The organism is Amycolatopsis sp. NPDC051373 (assembly GCF_040689465.1).
In the GTDB taxonomy this organism is placed as follows: domain Bacteria; phylum Actinomycetota; class Actinomycetes; order Mycobacteriales; family Pseudonocardiaceae; genus Amycolatopsis.
In genome coordinates, this window is the sequence record NZ_JBFBAE010000034.1 from 45,054 (window position 1) to 59,048 (window position 13,995).

13 protein-coding genes and 1 riboswitch are annotated in these 13,995 nt (G+C 70.0%); of the genes, 7 read left to right on the forward strand and 6 right to left on the reverse strand.

What is annotated here, in order from left to right:
* Nucleotides 1–4: 4 nt before the first annotated feature.
* Entirely contained in the window at nt 5–844 is an 840-nt protein-coding gene (gene rsmA, locus AB0383_RS42690) for a 16S rRNA (adenine(1518)-N(6)/adenine(1519)-N(6))-dimethyltransferase RsmA (RefSeq protein WP_364182015.1), read from the forward strand.
* On the opposite strand, the gene AB0383_RS42695 is transcribed toward rsmA, so the two are convergent.
* Nucleotides 835–1,419, reverse strand: coding sequence for a TetR/AcrR family transcriptional regulator (locus AB0383_RS42695; protein WP_364182012.1), 585 nt, complete (start codon nt 1,417–1,419; stop codon nt 835–837). The genes rsmA and AB0383_RS42695 overlap by 10 nt on opposite strands.
* A 389-nt stretch (nt 1,420–1,808) precedes the next feature.
* A riboswitch (SAM riboswitch) is annotated at nt 1,809–1,915 on the forward strand.
* Between the two features lie 198 nt (nt 1,916–2,113).
* Between AB0383_RS42695 and AB0383_RS42700 the strand changes: the two genes are divergently transcribed.
* From AB0383_RS42700 to AB0383_RS42715, 4 genes are all read left to right on the forward strand, one after another.
* The gene (locus tag AB0383_RS42700; protein ID WP_364182009.1) at nt 2,114–3,124 is read left to right on the forward strand and encodes an ATP-binding cassette domain-containing protein; all 1,011 of its coding nucleotides are present in this window, start codon (nt 2,114–2,116) and stop codon (nt 3,122–3,124) included.
* A gap of 198 nt (nt 3,125–3,322) precedes the next feature.
* Nucleotides 3,323–4,291 (forward strand): 4-(cytidine 5'-diphospho)-2-C-methyl-D-erythritol kinase, encoded by a 969-nt coding sequence (locus tag AB0383_RS42705; protein WP_364182007.1) that lies wholly within the window; start codon nt 3,323–3,325, stop codon nt 4,289–4,291.
* Nucleotides 4,292–4,328: 37 nt separating this feature from the next.
* Entirely contained in the window at nt 4,329–6,122 is a 1,794-nt protein-coding gene (locus tag AB0383_RS42710; RefSeq protein WP_364182004.1) for an ABC-F family ATP-binding cassette domain-containing protein, read from the forward strand.
* Between the two features lie 67 nt (nt 6,123–6,189).
* Nucleotides 6,190–7,878, forward strand: coding sequence for a fatty acyl-AMP ligase (locus AB0383_RS42715; RefSeq protein ID WP_364182002.1), 1,689 nt, complete (start codon nt 6,190–6,192; stop codon nt 7,876–7,878).
* 177 nt (nt 7,879–8,055) lie between these two features.
* Here the strand turns inward: AB0383_RS42715 and AB0383_RS42720 are convergent, their stop codons facing one another.
* From AB0383_RS42720 to AB0383_RS42730, 3 genes are all read right to left on the reverse strand, one after another.
* A complete protein-coding gene (locus AB0383_RS42720; RefSeq protein ID WP_364181999.1) occupies nt 8,056–8,421 on the reverse strand; it encodes a DivIVA domain-containing protein in 366 nt (121 codons plus the stop codon).
* A 181-nt stretch (nt 8,422–8,602) separates the two neighbouring features.
* The gene (gene pth / locus AB0383_RS42725) at nt 8,603–9,196 is read right to left on the reverse strand and encodes an aminoacyl-tRNA hydrolase (RefSeq protein ID WP_285972352.1); all 594 of its coding nucleotides are present in this window, start codon (nt 9,194–9,196) and stop codon (nt 8,603–8,605) included.
* 10 nt (nt 9,197–9,206) lie between these two features.
* Nucleotides 9,207–9,815: a 50S ribosomal protein L25/general stress protein Ctc gene (locus AB0383_RS42730; RefSeq protein ID WP_364181997.1), complete on the reverse strand. Its 609-nt coding sequence runs from the start codon at nt 9,813–9,815 to the stop codon at nt 9,207–9,209.
* Between the two features lie 361 nt (nt 9,816–10,176).
* Here AB0383_RS42730 and AB0383_RS42735 point away from each other — a divergent pair, with 361 nt between their 5' ends.
* Both AB0383_RS42735 and AB0383_RS42740 read left to right on the forward strand, forming a co-directional pair.
* A complete protein-coding gene (locus AB0383_RS42735; RefSeq protein ID WP_364181995.1) occupies nt 10,177–11,304 on the forward strand; it encodes a hypothetical protein in 1,128 nt (375 codons plus the stop codon).
* A gap of 98 nt (nt 11,305–11,402) precedes the next feature.
* Complete coding sequence (locus AB0383_RS42740; RefSeq protein ID WP_364181992.1) at nt 11,403–12,047, forward strand: NAD(P)H-binding protein; 645 nt, start codon at nt 11,403–11,405, stop codon at nt 12,045–12,047.
* A 42-nt stretch (nt 12,048–12,089) separates the two neighbouring features.
* On the opposite strand, the gene AB0383_RS42745 is transcribed toward AB0383_RS42740, so the two are convergent.
* Together AB0383_RS42745 and AB0383_RS42750 are read right to left on the reverse strand one after the other, a co-directional pair.
* Nucleotides 12,090–12,962 carry an alpha/beta fold hydrolase gene (locus AB0383_RS42745; protein WP_364181989.1) on the reverse strand — a complete coding sequence of 291 codons (873 nt, stop codon included), beginning with the start codon at nt 12,960–12,962 and terminating at the stop codon, nt 12,090–12,092.
* A gap of 207 nt (nt 12,963–13,169) precedes the next feature.
* Nucleotides 13,170–13,922 carry an AMP-binding protein gene (locus AB0383_RS42750; RefSeq protein ID WP_364181986.1) on the reverse strand — a complete coding sequence of 251 codons (753 nt, stop codon included), beginning with the start codon at nt 13,920–13,922 and terminating at the stop codon, nt 13,170–13,172.
* Between the last annotated feature and the right edge of the window lie 73 nt (nt 13,923–13,995).

Below are 13,995 nucleotides of genomic sequence, written 5' to 3' on the forward strand. Positions count from 1 at the left end.
CCCGGTGGTTGAACTGCTGGGGCCTGCCGAGATCCGCGGGCTGGCGGACGAGCTCGACGTCCGGCCGACGAAGAAGCTCGGCCAGAACTTCGTGCACGACCCCAACACGGTTCGCCGCATCGTCGAGCTGGCCGGAGTTCAGCCGGGCGACGTCGTCCTCGAGGTCGGCCCCGGACTGGGGTCGCTGACGCTGGGCCTGCTCGACGCCGGGGCCCACGTGGTGGCCGTCGAGATCGATCCGAAGCTGGCGGCGCGGCTTCCGCGCACTGCCGCCGAACGCGCTTCTTCCGTCGCGGATCAGCTGACTGTGGTCGGCGCCGACGCGTTGCGGATCAGCGCGGCCGATCTGCCGGCCGAACCCGTGTCACTGGTGGCGAACCTCCCGTACAACGTCGCGGTCCCCGTCGTGCTGCACCTGCTGGCCGAGCTTCCCTCGCTGCAGCGCGGGATGGTGATGGTCCAGACGGAGGTCGCCGACCGCATGGCCGCCGGTCCCGGCAGCCGCATCTACGGCGTGCCCAGCGTGAAGCTCGCTTGGTACGGGCCGGCGCGCAAGGTCGGCGCCGTGCCGCGGTCGGTGTTCTGGCCGGTGCCGAACGTCGACTCGTCGCTCGTGGCTTTCGAACGCGGCACTCCGGTGGAGGGCGTCGAGCGGCAACGCCTGTTCGAGGTCGTGGACGCCGCGTTCTCCCAACGCCGCAAGACGCTGCGCGCGGCCCTCGCGGGCTGGGCCGGTTCGGCCGATCGCGCCGGCGAGCTCCTCGTGGCGGCCGGAATCGACCCGAAGACGCGCGGCGAGCAGCTCGACGTGCACGACTTCGTCCGGCTCGCGGCTCAAGCCTGAAAGAGCCGACCCAGGTGGTAGTCCAGCGTCGCGAGGACTTCGGGCTGGGTGAAACGGCTGTGCAGGACGTCGAGACCCAGGCCGGTGAAGCCCGCGACCAGCAGGTTGGCCTCGTGCCGCGGCTGGACGCCGGGTGGGAGCACCGCGCGACGCAACAGGCTGGTGAGCAGGTCTTCGATCGGCGTCTCGGCGTGCAGGAACACCTTCGCCAGCGCCGGGTCGCTGTGGGTGCGGCTGAAGTAGGCGCGGTTGACGCGTAGCGACAGTTCGCGCTCGGCGTCCAGCGGGAGCAGCTCCGTGAGAAGAGTCCGGACCACGCCACGCACGCTCTGGTCGACCTGCGCCGCGATGCGGACCTGCGTGCGCTGCTCGCCGCGTTCATGGAGGTAACGCAGCGACAGCACGAGCAGGTTGTGCTTCGTTTCGAAGTAGTACTGCACCAGCCGCAGCGACACGCCTGCCTCGGCGGCCACCTCGCGCATGCTCACGGAGTCGAGCCCGCGTTCGGCCGCGATGCGCCACACTGCCGTGGCGATCTCGCGCCGGCGCTGTTCGTGGTCGACTCGGTGCGCCACGGTCCTCCTCCGCTGTTGTGGTACGATTGTATCCGATACGCGCGTATCACAGCCGGGTGTGACGGACGTCCGGATTCGGCTCGCGGACGGGAGTGGGGTGTCCGGCCGGGAAGACGGAGTGTCTCGCCGTGGCGAACTACCTCGCCGAACCGTCATTTACCCACGCGCGAGCTGCTCCGCGTCGCCCGTGCCGGAATCGGGTCTCCACCAGGGATCGGCAGCGTCCACAGTGGAATAGGTCGCCGGATTCGCCGCGGGGAAGAAATTCGGTGCCGGAGCTTTCGGGGTCCAGGATGTGGCTGCGGGTGTCCCGGTATCCGGGCACCACCACTCGTGTGATCTGCACCAACGCGCTTGCGTTCACCCAATGGGATCGGCTTTACTCAGAATGTCCATCCCGAGCGACTGAGAGACCTGGCTCGCCGAAGTCGCAGCAACCACCCCCCATGGGGCAGGTGCTACAGCCAGGACCGATGGAGGCTGTTTCCGATGCAGAGGGTAGCCCGCCCGCTCCTGTTGACCCGGCGGCGCGTCGTCGATGAAGGTCGCCGCACGGTATGTGCGTGTCGACGCTCCACAGTCATCGCCTGATCTTTTCTACCGCAATTCTGCGCACCGTCCGAAAAGGACGGTAATTCGGTGACGCCCGGCGCGCCCGGAAACGGTGCTGCGCCTCATGCCTGGAGCTCCCTTCGTGATCACTGTCGAAAACGTGTCCAAGTCCTTTCCCCTCAACGGAAATCCGGTCGCCGCGCTGCGTGATGTGAGCGTCGACGTGCAGGCCGGTTCCCTCTTCGGCGTGGTGGGGCCAGCCGGCTCCGGCAAGTCCACACTCGCCCGCTGCATCGCGCTGCAGGAGCGCCCGGACCGCGGTGTCGTGCGGCTCGACGGCCTCAACACCGGTGCGCTCGACGGCCGCCGGCTGCGTGAAGTCCGCCGCCAGCTGGGTGTCGTCGGCACCAAGCCGGAGCTGCTCGCCGAGCGCACCGTCGCCGGCAACATCGCCACCCCGCTGGAGCAGCTCGGCATCGAGGGGCCGCAGCGCAAGACCCGCGTCGGCAACCTGCTCGACCTCGTGGGCCTCACCGCCCGTGCCGCACAGAAGCCGGCCGACCTCACGCCCGGCCAGCTGCGCCGTGTCGCCGTGGCCAAGGCGCTCGCCGCCGGCCCGGCCGTGCTGCTCGCCGACGACCCCACCGCCGGCATCGCACCCGAAGAGGCCGGCGCCGTGCTGGCCGTCCTCGACCGGGCGCGCGCCGAGCTGGGCACCACCGTGCTGCTGACCACTCCGGACGCCGGTGTCGTCCGCCGCGTCTGCGACGACGTCGCGGTGCTCGAAGACGGCGCGGTCGTCGAACGCGGTCACGTGCTCGACCTCATCGCCTCGCCGGGCAGCTGGACCGCGCAGGCGGTGCTGCCGGCGATCGAGACCGCTCGCGCGCAAGCCGCGAAGTACGACCGGTCCGCCGACGTCGTGCTGATCGGCTTCGCGTCCGTCGGCGCCCTGCTGCCCGAGGCGGCCGGCCGTTTCGACGTGGAGGTCGCCACCATCGGCGGCGGACTCACGCGCATCGGCGACACCCCGATCGCCCGTTTCCGCATCGGTGTCCGTGGCGAGCGGGCCGACGCGGCGCTGGCGTGGATCGCCGACCGCGGCGCCCACGTGACGCCGGTCGTGCGGGCCGCGCACAGCGTCGCCGCCTGACCCCAGCCGAACCCGTCGGTGCCGTGAAGGGCCCGCTGAAGGACTCCGATTCCTTCAGCGGGCCCTTCACGGCTCGGTGCGCGGGTCTCGGGGTCCAAGGTTGGCGACGAGGTGTCCGAGAGGTTGGGACAGGCGTCCCGAAAACGGCTGTTTTCTCCTGGTGGGGAGCCCAGGCGCCCGGCCACGTAGGCTTGACGGGTGCTCGCCGTAGTTCCACCACCAGTCACCGTCCGGGTCCCGGCCAAGGTCAACCTGCACCTGGCCATCGGTGACCTGCGCGAGGACGGCTACCACGACTTGGTCACCGTCTTCCAGGCGTTGTCGCTCACGGACGAGGTGACCGTCGCGGCCACCGACGACCCGGGGCTCGAAGTCTTCGGCGAGGGGGAGGGGTCGGTGCCCACCGACGCCACCAACCTCGCCTGGCGCGCGGCCCAGGAGCTTTCCACCTACACCGGCCGCGCCGAGGGCGACGACCCGAAGTTGCGGATCGTGCTGCGCAAGGGCATCCCCGTCGCCGGCGGCATGGCGGGCGGGAGCGCCGACGCGGCGGCGACGCTCGTCGGCCTGGCCTCGCTGTGGAAGCTCGACGTGACGCGCGACGAGCTGGCCGCCATCGCGGGCAAGCTCGGCAGCGACGTGCCCTTCGCGCTCTACGGCGGCACCGCGCTCGGCACCGGCCGCGGTGAGCAGCTCGTGCCCGTGCTGTCGCGCCACACGTTCCACTGGGTGCTCGCGTTCGACACCGAAGGCCTGTCGACGCCGAAGGTGTTCGGCGAGCTCGACCGCCTGCGCGCCGAAGGCAACCCGCCGCGCATCGGCTCGCACACCCCGGTCGTCGAGGCCCTCGCGTCGGGCGACCCCCGTCAGCTCGCGCTGCTGCTGGGCAACGACCTGCAGGCGGCCGCCGTGTCCCTGCGTCCTGGCTTGCGTCGCACGCTGCGCGCGGGCGTGAACGCGGGTGCTTTGGCCGGCTGCGTGTCCGGCTCGGGGCCCACGTGCGCGTTCCTCTGCGCCGACGCGCAGGCCGCCGTCGAGGTGGCGGCCGAGCTGTCCGGCGCCGGCGTGTGCCGAACGGTGCGCGTCGCCCACGGCCCGGTGCCCGGCGCTCGGCTGGTCGGCGGCGACGACGCACCCCGTGGCGCGCCACCGCGCGTGCACGCCTGAACATCTAGTCCACTGTGGAAAGGATCGGCTGAATCGGATGGCCAACCTGGTCAACCTGGAGTCGGTGAGCAAGTCGTACGGGGTGAAACCGCTGCTGGACAGCGTTTCGCTCGGCGTCGCCGCCGGACAGCGCATCGGCGTGGTCGGTCTCAACGGAGGCGGCAAGACGACGTTGCTGGAGGTGCTCGCGGGTCTGAGCGAGCCGGATTCCGGCCGGGTGAGCCATGTTCGTGACCTGCGCATGGCCGTCGTCACCCAGCGCACCGAGCTGCCTTCGGGTAGCACGGTCGGCGACGTCGTGCTCGAACGCTATGGCGCGGAACACGAATGGGCCGCCGACGCGCGCGTCCGGTCCATTGTAGACGGACTCGGCATCACGGCGATCGGCCTCGACACCCCGACCGCGAACCTCTCCGGTGGCGAACGCCGTCGCGTCGCGCTGGCCGCGGCGCTGACCGGCGAGCTCGACCTCGTGGTGCTCGACGAGCCCACCAACCACCTGGACGTCGAAGGTGTCCGCTGGCTGGCCGACCACCTGCTGGCGCGCCGGATCGCCGTGGTGGTCGTGACCCACGACCGGTGGTTCCTCGACACCATCGCGAGCCTCACCTGGGAGGTCACCGGAGGGCGCGTCGAGCAGTACGAAGGTGGTTACGCCGACTGGATCTTCGCGCGCGCCGAGCGCGCGCGACTGGCCGCGACGGCCGAGGAGAAGCGGCAGAACCTCGCGCGCAAGGAGCTGGCGTGGCTGCGCCGCGGCCCGCAGGCGCGCTCGTCGAAGCCGCGCTACCGCGTGGAAGCCGCCGAGGCACTGATCGCCGACGTGCCGCCGCTGCGCGACTCCGTGGAGCTGATGGCGTTCGCCAAGCGCCGCCTCGGCAAGACGGTGCTGGAGCTGGAAGACGTGTCGTTCAGTGTCGGCGACCGGACGCTGCTCGACCACGTGACGTGGCGGATCGGGCCGGGCGACCGCGTGGGTCTCGTCGGCGTGAACGGATCCGGAAAGACGTCGCTGCTCAAGCTGCTGGGCGGCGACGTCGCTCCCGAGACGGGGCGGCGGGTCGAGGGCAAGACGGTCGCGCTCGCGCACCTGCGCCAGGAGCTCGACGACCTGCCGGCCGACCTGCGCGTGCTGCAGGCGATCGAGCAGGTGGCCGGGCGCGTGGTGTTCGGCAAGCAGGAGATGACGGCGTCGCAGCTGGGCGAGAAGCTCGGCTTCCCGGCCGAGCGGCAGTGGACGCCCGTCGGTGACCTGTCGGGTGGCGAGCGGCGCCGGCTGCAGCTGTGCCGGCTGCTGATGGCCGAGCCCAACGTGCTGCTGCTCGACGAGCCCACCAACGACCTGGACATCGACACCCTGCAGCAGCTCGAAGACCTGCTCGACGGCTGGCCCGGCACGATGGTCGTGGTCTCGCACGACCGCTACCTCGTCGAGCGCGTCTGCGACACGACCGTGGCTCTGTTCGGCGACGGCCACGTGACGAACCTGCCCGGTGGCATCGAGGAGTACCTCAACCGCCGCACGAAGCTGCGGGAGGCGGCGCCGCGGCGCCGTGACATGGCGCCGGGGCGCGGGGCGTCGGCGGCTCCGGAGAAGGCCGAGGCCAAGCGCAGCAACGCGGAGATCCGGGCCGCGCAGAAGGAGCTCGGCCGGCTGGAGCGCAAGCTCGACCAGCTGGCCGCGCGCGAGGAGAAGCTGCACGCGGCACTGCTCGAGGCGGCCACGGACCCGGACAAGCTCATCGCGTTGAACACGGAGCTGAAGGGCGTGCACGCGGAGAAGGAAGACGTCGAGGCGAAGTGGCTGGAGACGTCCGAAGCGCTCGAATGACGGCTCGATCGACGCTGTTCACGCCGCCGCAGGCGAGCGTTGACAACCAGACAGTAATCTGTCGCGCATGAGTCGGTTCGTGGACACGCTCGTCGAGACGGCGACGGGGCGGGGTCAGCAGCGCGGCATGGTCACGGGCGAGCCCAAGGAGCCGGTTCGCCGGACGTGGGCCGAGGTCCACGACCAGGCCAAGAAGATCGCCGGTGGGTTGGTCGCGGGCGGGTTGAAGCCCGGGAGCGCGGTGGCCGTGCTGGCCGCGGCGCCGGTGCTCATCGCGCCCACCGTGCAGGCCGTGTGGCTGGCCGGCGGCAGCGTGACGATGCTGCACCAGCCGACGGCGCGCACGGACCTCGCCGAGTGGGCCGAGGACACGGTCAAGGTGCTGGGGATGATCGGCGCCGGGCTGGTGGTGCTGGGCGAGCCGTTCGACCAGCTCGCGCCCGTGCTGGCGGAGAAGGGCATCGAGCACCGCCTGATCACCGAGCTGGCCGAGGGCGAGCCGCTGGCCGAGGTCGTGCCCACCGACGAGAGCGACACCGCGTTGCTCCAGCTCACCAGCGGTTCGACGGCTGAACCCAAGGCCGTGCGCATCACCTACGGCAACCTCTACACCAACGTCAAGGCCATGGTCGAACGCGCGGAGTTCGACTTCGACGTCGACGTGATGGTGTCGTGGCTCCCGACGTTCCACGACATGGGCATGGTCGGCTTCCTGACCGTGCCGATGACCTTCGGCGTGGAACTGGTGAAGATCACGCCCGTCGAGTTCCTGTCCGGCCCGCTGATCTGGCCCGAGCTGATCTCCAAGTACAACGGCACCACCACGGCCGCGCCGAACTTCGCGTACGCCATCGTGGGCCGCCGCATGGCCCGCGTCGAGGACGACAACGCCTACGACCTGTCCAAGCTCCGCATCGCGCTCAACGGGGCCGAGCCGATCGACGAGACGGCCGTCCAGACCTTCGTCGACGCGGGCGCCCGCTTCAAGATGCCGGCCGAGTGTGTGTTCCCGGCGTACGGCATGGCCGAGGCGACTCTGGCGGTGTCTTTCGCGCCGCTGTTCACAGGTCTCACCCTGGACGTCGTCGAGGCCGACGCCCTGGAGGCGGACGATCGCGCCGTCCCGGTCCCTGAGGGCGACTCTCGGCGGGGCACGGACGCGGTGCGCTCCTTCGCCGTGCTGGGCCGTCCGCTGGACGGCCTGGAGGCGAGCATCGTCTCCGCGGACGGTTCGCTGCTGGGCGACCGCGAAGTCGGCGAAATCCGCCTCCGCGGCCCGGCCGTCACTCCGGGCTACCTCACCGTCGACGGGCCCCTCGACACCCAGGACGCCGACGGCTGGATGAAGACGGGCGACCTCGGCTACCTCATCGACGGCCAGATCGTCATCTGCGGTCGCCGCAAGGACGTCATCATCATGGGCGGCCGGAACCTGTACCCCACCGACATCGAACGCGCGGCCACGTCGGTCGAGGGCGTGCGGGCCGGTAACGCCGTCGCCGTCCGCCTCGACGCGGGCAGCCGCCGCGAACGCTTCGCCGTCGTTGTGGAATCCAAGCTCGCCGGCGACGCGGAGGCCGAACGCGCGTTGTCGAAGCAGGTCGCCGCCCGCGTCCGCGACGCGGTGGACATACGCCCGTTCGCCGTGGTGGTCCTCCCGGCCGGCAGCCTCCCCAAGACGCCCTCGGGCAAGGTCAAGCGCGCGGCGACTGCGGTGCAGTACGCGGACAAGATCGCGCACAACGCGGACCACTGACCTCGGCTTCGAACAGCCGCACGCAGACACGGAACCGGCCCCCTCACCACAGTGAGCGGGCCGGTTCCGTGTTCTCGGGGCTTGGGAAGTCCGGAGGGCGGGGTTGTTTCAGGAAGAAGGACAAACGCAGGCCAGGAAAACGCCGCGGGGGAACGACGCGGTCAAGGCCGGAAAGACCTACCGGTCCTGGAAGGACTTGGCGTTCTCCGTCACCTCCGGACGCGGGGCCCGGGAGGCGGTCGCCTCGTGTTCGTCGCGCGCGCCGGGCACGGCGGGAGCGCGCCGGCCGGACAGGTCGGCCAGCTGTTCCTCCACGGTGTCCAGGAAGTGGTCGACCTCGCGTTCGTCGTAGCCGCGCTTGCCGATCAGCGGCTTGTTGAACATGACGTGGTGGACTTCGGCCGCGGTCAGGTCGTCCTCTTCGGCGATCGTTTTCGCGATGCGCCGCACGAACTCGTCGACCTCCTGTTTGGCATAGCCACGGCGGCCGATCGGGGCGTTACCGAAGGTGACCTCGGTGAGGTCCTCGGCGGTGAACGACATGAAGCATTCTCCGATTCAGGGTCGGTGTGCGGACTCCCGCATTCCGTCCTAACCGGTCACCGAGGCACCGGGAACCCCGAGCGCGTCGGGACGACTCGATCAGGGCCCCATAAGCCGCCCATCGAGTGAGGAAAAACTACGCAGCGCCACTCTTGATCACTAACAGAGAGCAACCGGCTGATCAGCCTGCGTGGAACTCGTTCTGGGCCGCGGTGAGCCCCTTGGCCACGAGCGCCTCGGCGGCGTCGGCGGCCACGGAGACCTCGAACGGGAGCTCCTTGCGCTCGACCGTCGAGAAGTCCTTCAGCACGAAATCGGCGGGATCCTGGCGGCCCGGGGGACGGCCGATGCCGAAGCGCACGCGGTAGTACTCACGCGTGCCGAGCGACTTGGTGATGGAACGAAGGCCGTTGTGCCCGTTGTCGCCGCCGCCGAGCTTGAGCTTCAGTGCGCCGAACGGCACGTCGAGCTCGTCGTGTACCACGACGACGCCCGAGGGCTCGACCTTGAAGAACCGGGCGGCACCGACCACGGGCCCGCCGGAGAGATTCATGAACGAACGCGGCTTCACCAGCACCACGCGACGGCCCGAAAGCCGTCCTTCCAGCACCTCGGCGCCGCTCTTGTGCGCCTTGAACTTGCCCCCGATACGGGTGGCCAGTTCGTCGAGCACCATGAAGCCGACGTTGTGGCGGTTGCCGGCGTACTGGGGCCCGGGATTACCGAGGCCGGCGAGCACGATCAGCTCGCCGGCCCCAGGCAGGTCTTCACTCACGGAAGTGAGTTTATTCGGCGTCCCCGGCGGGAGCCTCGGCGCCTTCGGCGGCGGCCTCTTCGTCGCCGGTCTCTTCACGCTGCGGCTCGTTCACGGCCACGACCAGCGCTTCGCCGTCGGTCACCAGGTTCGCGCCCTGCGGCAGCGTGAGCTGCGCGGCGGTGATCTGGGTGCCGATCTCGAGACCCTCGACCGAGACCTCGATCTGGTCCGGGATGTGCAGCGCCTCGACCTCGATCTGCACGGCGTCGAGGTCCTGGTTCACCAGGCCACCCGGGCCAGCGGTGCCGGTGACGACCACCGGCACGTCGACGGTGACCTTCTCGCCGCGGCGAACCACGAGCAGGTCGACGTGCTCGATGTAGTTCTTCAGCGGGTGCACGACGATGGTCTTGGTCAGCGCCAGCTCGCTGGAGCCCTCGAGGTCCAGGGTGAGCACGGCGTTGCTGCCGTTCTCACGGACGACGCGGGCGAACTCGAGGGCCGGCAGCGCGAAGTGCCGCGGGTCCGAGCCGTGCCCGTAGAGGACCGCGGGGATCTTGCCGGCGCGACGGGTGCGCCGCGCGGCGCCCTTGCCGAACTCGGTGCGCGGCTCGACGGAAAGACGTACCTCGGACACGGTGTAGCACTCCTTCAAATCACAATTCGGTGCAGCAGGTGGCGGCGGGGATCGTCGATCTCTGCTCGGGGCGGTGTTCACAAATCAGCGTTCACAATCGGCTGCATACGGCGGCGAGTTTCCAAGCGTGCACATTCCACGGGGCTTCTCGAGCCGCCGCGTCGATCACGCTGGGCACCACAGGGTGCACCCGCCTCGCCGAGACAACTCGAGAAGTGTAAACCCTCGTTCGACAAGGAGGTTGCGGTGGGTGGCCCCGCACGACTAAACCTTGGGTCGGCCGGCGGGTGGCGACTCGATTCCGGTGGTGCAGGTTCGTGCCGCGGGCATGGGATGATCCCCGCGGAAAAAAGGGGCGAGAATGCGGGCTCGATGGATCGCCGCGGCGGTCGTACTACTGGGTGGGGTGCTGGCGGGTTGTCAGGTCGCGGTGACGGGTTCGGCGGGGGTTTCCGCCGCTGACCAGCAGATAGCCGACCGGCTGGCGCAGCAGCGAGATGCCGTGGACGCCGCGTTGGACGCGCTGGGCAAGGCGCCCGCGCTGGAGCTCGACACCACGGTGAAGGACGCGTCGGGCAAGCCGATCGGTCTCGGTTTCCGCATCACGCGCAACGGTGACGGGTTCGGCGCGCTGCCGTTCGAAGGTCACGTGGTGCAGGTCACCGAGCTCGGGGACGATCTCTACCTCTCCGCCGACGCCGACTACTGGAAGTCGCACGGCCTCGAGGAAAACAGCACGCAGTTCGGTGCGGGTTGGGTGCACACCGTCGGCACGGAGCTGCCGATGGACCCCGGCGCGCGGTTCGCCCCGGACCAGCTCGTGACCGGGCTGGTCAAATCGTTGTCGAGTCTCAACCAGACGGCCGACCCGGTGAAACGCAAGCTCGAGGACGGCACGGAGGTCTACCAGCTCGGCGGCGGCCTCGGCGCGCTGCAGGTGACCACCGCGCAGCCCTTTCGCGTGGTCTCGTTCGCGCCGGCGCTGCTCGACCCGCTGGGCGGCCCGAAGCTCGGCACCGGGTTCCAGGTGAAGCCGCTGACCGGCGACGCGCTCAAGAAGTTCCACACCGACTTCGACAACACGGTCGGCGGGCTCGGACAGCCGTTCGACGGGCTCGCGCAGTCGAGCGTGGTGGTCACCAACGACCGCCTCGACTGTAAGGACTTCGTCGGCTCGTGCACCGCCACCGTCGACGTGACCAACAGCGTCGTCGGCAACAGCTCGGGTTCGAAGCCCGTGGTGCACGTGACGCTCACGATCGACATCAGCGCCGATTCGCTCGGCTCGAAGACCTGCACCACGCAGGGTGACGCGGCGGCCGACGCGACCATCACGATGTCGTGCTCGGTCAAGTTCTCGCTGCCCAACCGCACCGCCAGCTACCAGGTGCTCGCGAAGCCGACGGCTGTCGGCGAGGTGCACGTGCCCTTCGACGCGAACGCCGTGAAGGCCGAGCTCGCGAAGTCGTTCGCCCAGCTCGGCGCCTGACCTGCACGCCTACCGCGGGGTGCGTTGGTTTCGTTGAAGTAGTGGATCTTCCGTTCGTACCCTCGACGTCGTCGAGGTGTCCTCAGGAGGAGCGGAAGATGAGCAAGCTGGTGGTGTTCGGCGCGACGGGGTACGCCGGTGGCCGGATCACGGACGAGGCGCTGCGGCGCGGGCACGAGGTCGTCGGGGTGGCGCGCAAGGCCGAGGGCCTGCCCGCCGACGTCGAGGCCCGCGCGGGCTCGATGCACGACGCCGGGTTCGTCGCCGACGTGACGAAGGGGGCCGACGTGATCGTGATCGCGACCCCGGGCCGGGTGAACGACGAGGGGCAGAAGCTGCTCGATGCGTTGCCGACGCTCGCCGACGCGGCCCGCGCGGCCGGTGCGCGGTTGTCGTTCGTGGGCGGTGCGGCCTCGCTGCTCGTGGCCGAGGGTGGCCCGCGGCTGCTGGACACGCCGGACTTCCCGGACGCGTACAAGTCCGAGGCGAGCAGCCACGCCGAGGTCCTGGCCGCCCTGCGTGAGCTGCCCGGCGACGTCGAGTGGTTCTACGTGAGCCCGGCCGCGGAGTTCGGCGCGTGGAACGCCGGCGAGCGCACCGGGTCGTTCCGGGTGGGTGGCGACGTGCTGCTGTCCGACGAGGAGGGCCGTTCGCAGATCGGCGGTGACGATTTCGCGATCGCGTTCGTGGACGAGATCGACGAGCCGCGCCACAGCCGGGCGCGCTTCACCGTCGCGTACTGACGGCGGACGGGGCCCCTCGAGACCGAGGGGCCCCGGCTCGGGTCAGCCCGGGGAGCCGACGGTGCAGAAGAACTTCGTGGCGTGGGCGGGGTCGAGGGCGTTGGTGACGAGGTTCCAGACGTTGAGGTCATAGGCCTCGCCGATGTGGCCCACCGGGTCGAACGGACACGTGTCCTGCACGTATTCGTTCACCACACCCGACTCGCGCACGAACGACGTGTCGGTGGGGGTCACGAGCTCGTCGTAGCGCGAGGTGATCACGGTGTACTTCACGCCGGGCTGCGCGATGGGGCCGGTGGTCAGCTTCGTCACGGCGGCGCCGTCGGTGATCAGGTCATCGCAGGCGGGGCAGCCGAGCGTCTGCAGGGCCTTGCCGACGGCGTCGCGCTCGCCCTGCCCGAGCAGGTACGCGAGCTTGGTGAGGCCCGCGAACGTGGTCCCGTGCGTGGGCGGCGCGATGGACACGACCGAGCCGATCTTGTCCGCGATGCCCTGGGTCTTCGTGACGTAGAGGGACTGGAAGCCGCCCTCGGAGTGGCCCACGATGTCCACTTGCGACGCCCCGGTCTCGGCGAGCACCTGGCCGATGAACTGCTTGATCTCGCCCGCCGAGTCGGCGATCGGGCGCAGGCCGCCGACCACGGGAAAGCCCGGGTAGACGCCGTAGGTCTGGCTGAAGGTGCAGTAGCCCTTGGCCGCGACGGCCGACTGCAGGAAGTTGAGGTCCTCGTAGTAGGTGGCGCCCAGGCCGTGGAGGAAGACCACGGGCCGGGGGTGCGCCGCGCTCGGGCGGCACGACGGGTCGTTGTTGCCGCCGGCCGCCTGCACTGTCGCCTGCGCCGGCCCCGCGGCGAACGCGGCTGCCACGAGCGCCACGGCGGCCAGCACGGCCGCTTTGGTCCGCAGTTTCCTCATGGAGAAGGGTCCTTCCTCACGGTCACCGGCGGCGTTGCCGGTGGTTCAGGGGGTGGAGTAGAGCGCGTCGTGGCGCCGGGCGACGACGTCCCTGCGGATCTTGAGGGCCGGGGTCAGCTCACCGGACTCGACGGAGAACTGCTCGGGTACGAGGGCGAAATCCCGGATTCGCTCGCGCGGAGAATAGCGTGCGTCACCGATTCCACGTCACGGGCGATGACCGAGCGCAGTCGCTCGTCGGTGTGCCGGCCGGGGGCGTCGGTGTTGATCCCTTCCGCGGCCGGCGCCGGCAGCTCGTCCGGATCGACGCTCAGCAGCGCCACCGGGTACGGCCGGCGGTCGCAGAGCAGTACCGCCGGTGATCCAGCGCGTGCGGCGCAGGTCGTTCTCGATGGCGGCGGGGGCGAGGTTCTTGCCGGCCGAGGTGAAGACCAGGTCTTTCTTGCGGTCGGCGAGGGTGAGGAAGCCGTCGAGCTCGCCGAGGTCGCCCGTGGGCAGCCAACCGTCCACAATGGTCTCTCCGGTGGCCTCGCGATTGTTGTCGTAGCCGTTGAAGACGCCTTCCGAGCGCGCGAGCACCTTCGAGCGGGAGGTAGGCGAACACGACGTCGCCCGGGCCGGTGGCTGTATGTCGGGGATTTCGGTGGCGAGGACGGGGATCGTGGTGATCCGCCCGGGCTGGTCCGCGAACGCCGCGACGGCGGCGGAGTCTTCGGGGATCCACCTGATCTGCCTCGGTGTGCTCGTGGGGTGGATCGGCACGCAGATCGCGCCGATGCGGGCGATCGCGAGGTCGCAGATCGTCCACTCCGGACTCGTGGCGGCGAGCAGTGCGACTTTGTCGCACCTCTTTGTGTGGTGTCGCAGGCGGGTCGCCACGCGGTCGACGTCTTCGTGGGGCTGGGTGAACGTGCGCTCGTGCCAGGTGCCGTTGTCGAGGTACCGCTGCACGCTTGACATCGAATACCTCCCGGTATTGGATACCTGAAGGTATTGAGTTGGCTTCGTGAAAGTCAAGCCCTTGATCAGGAGG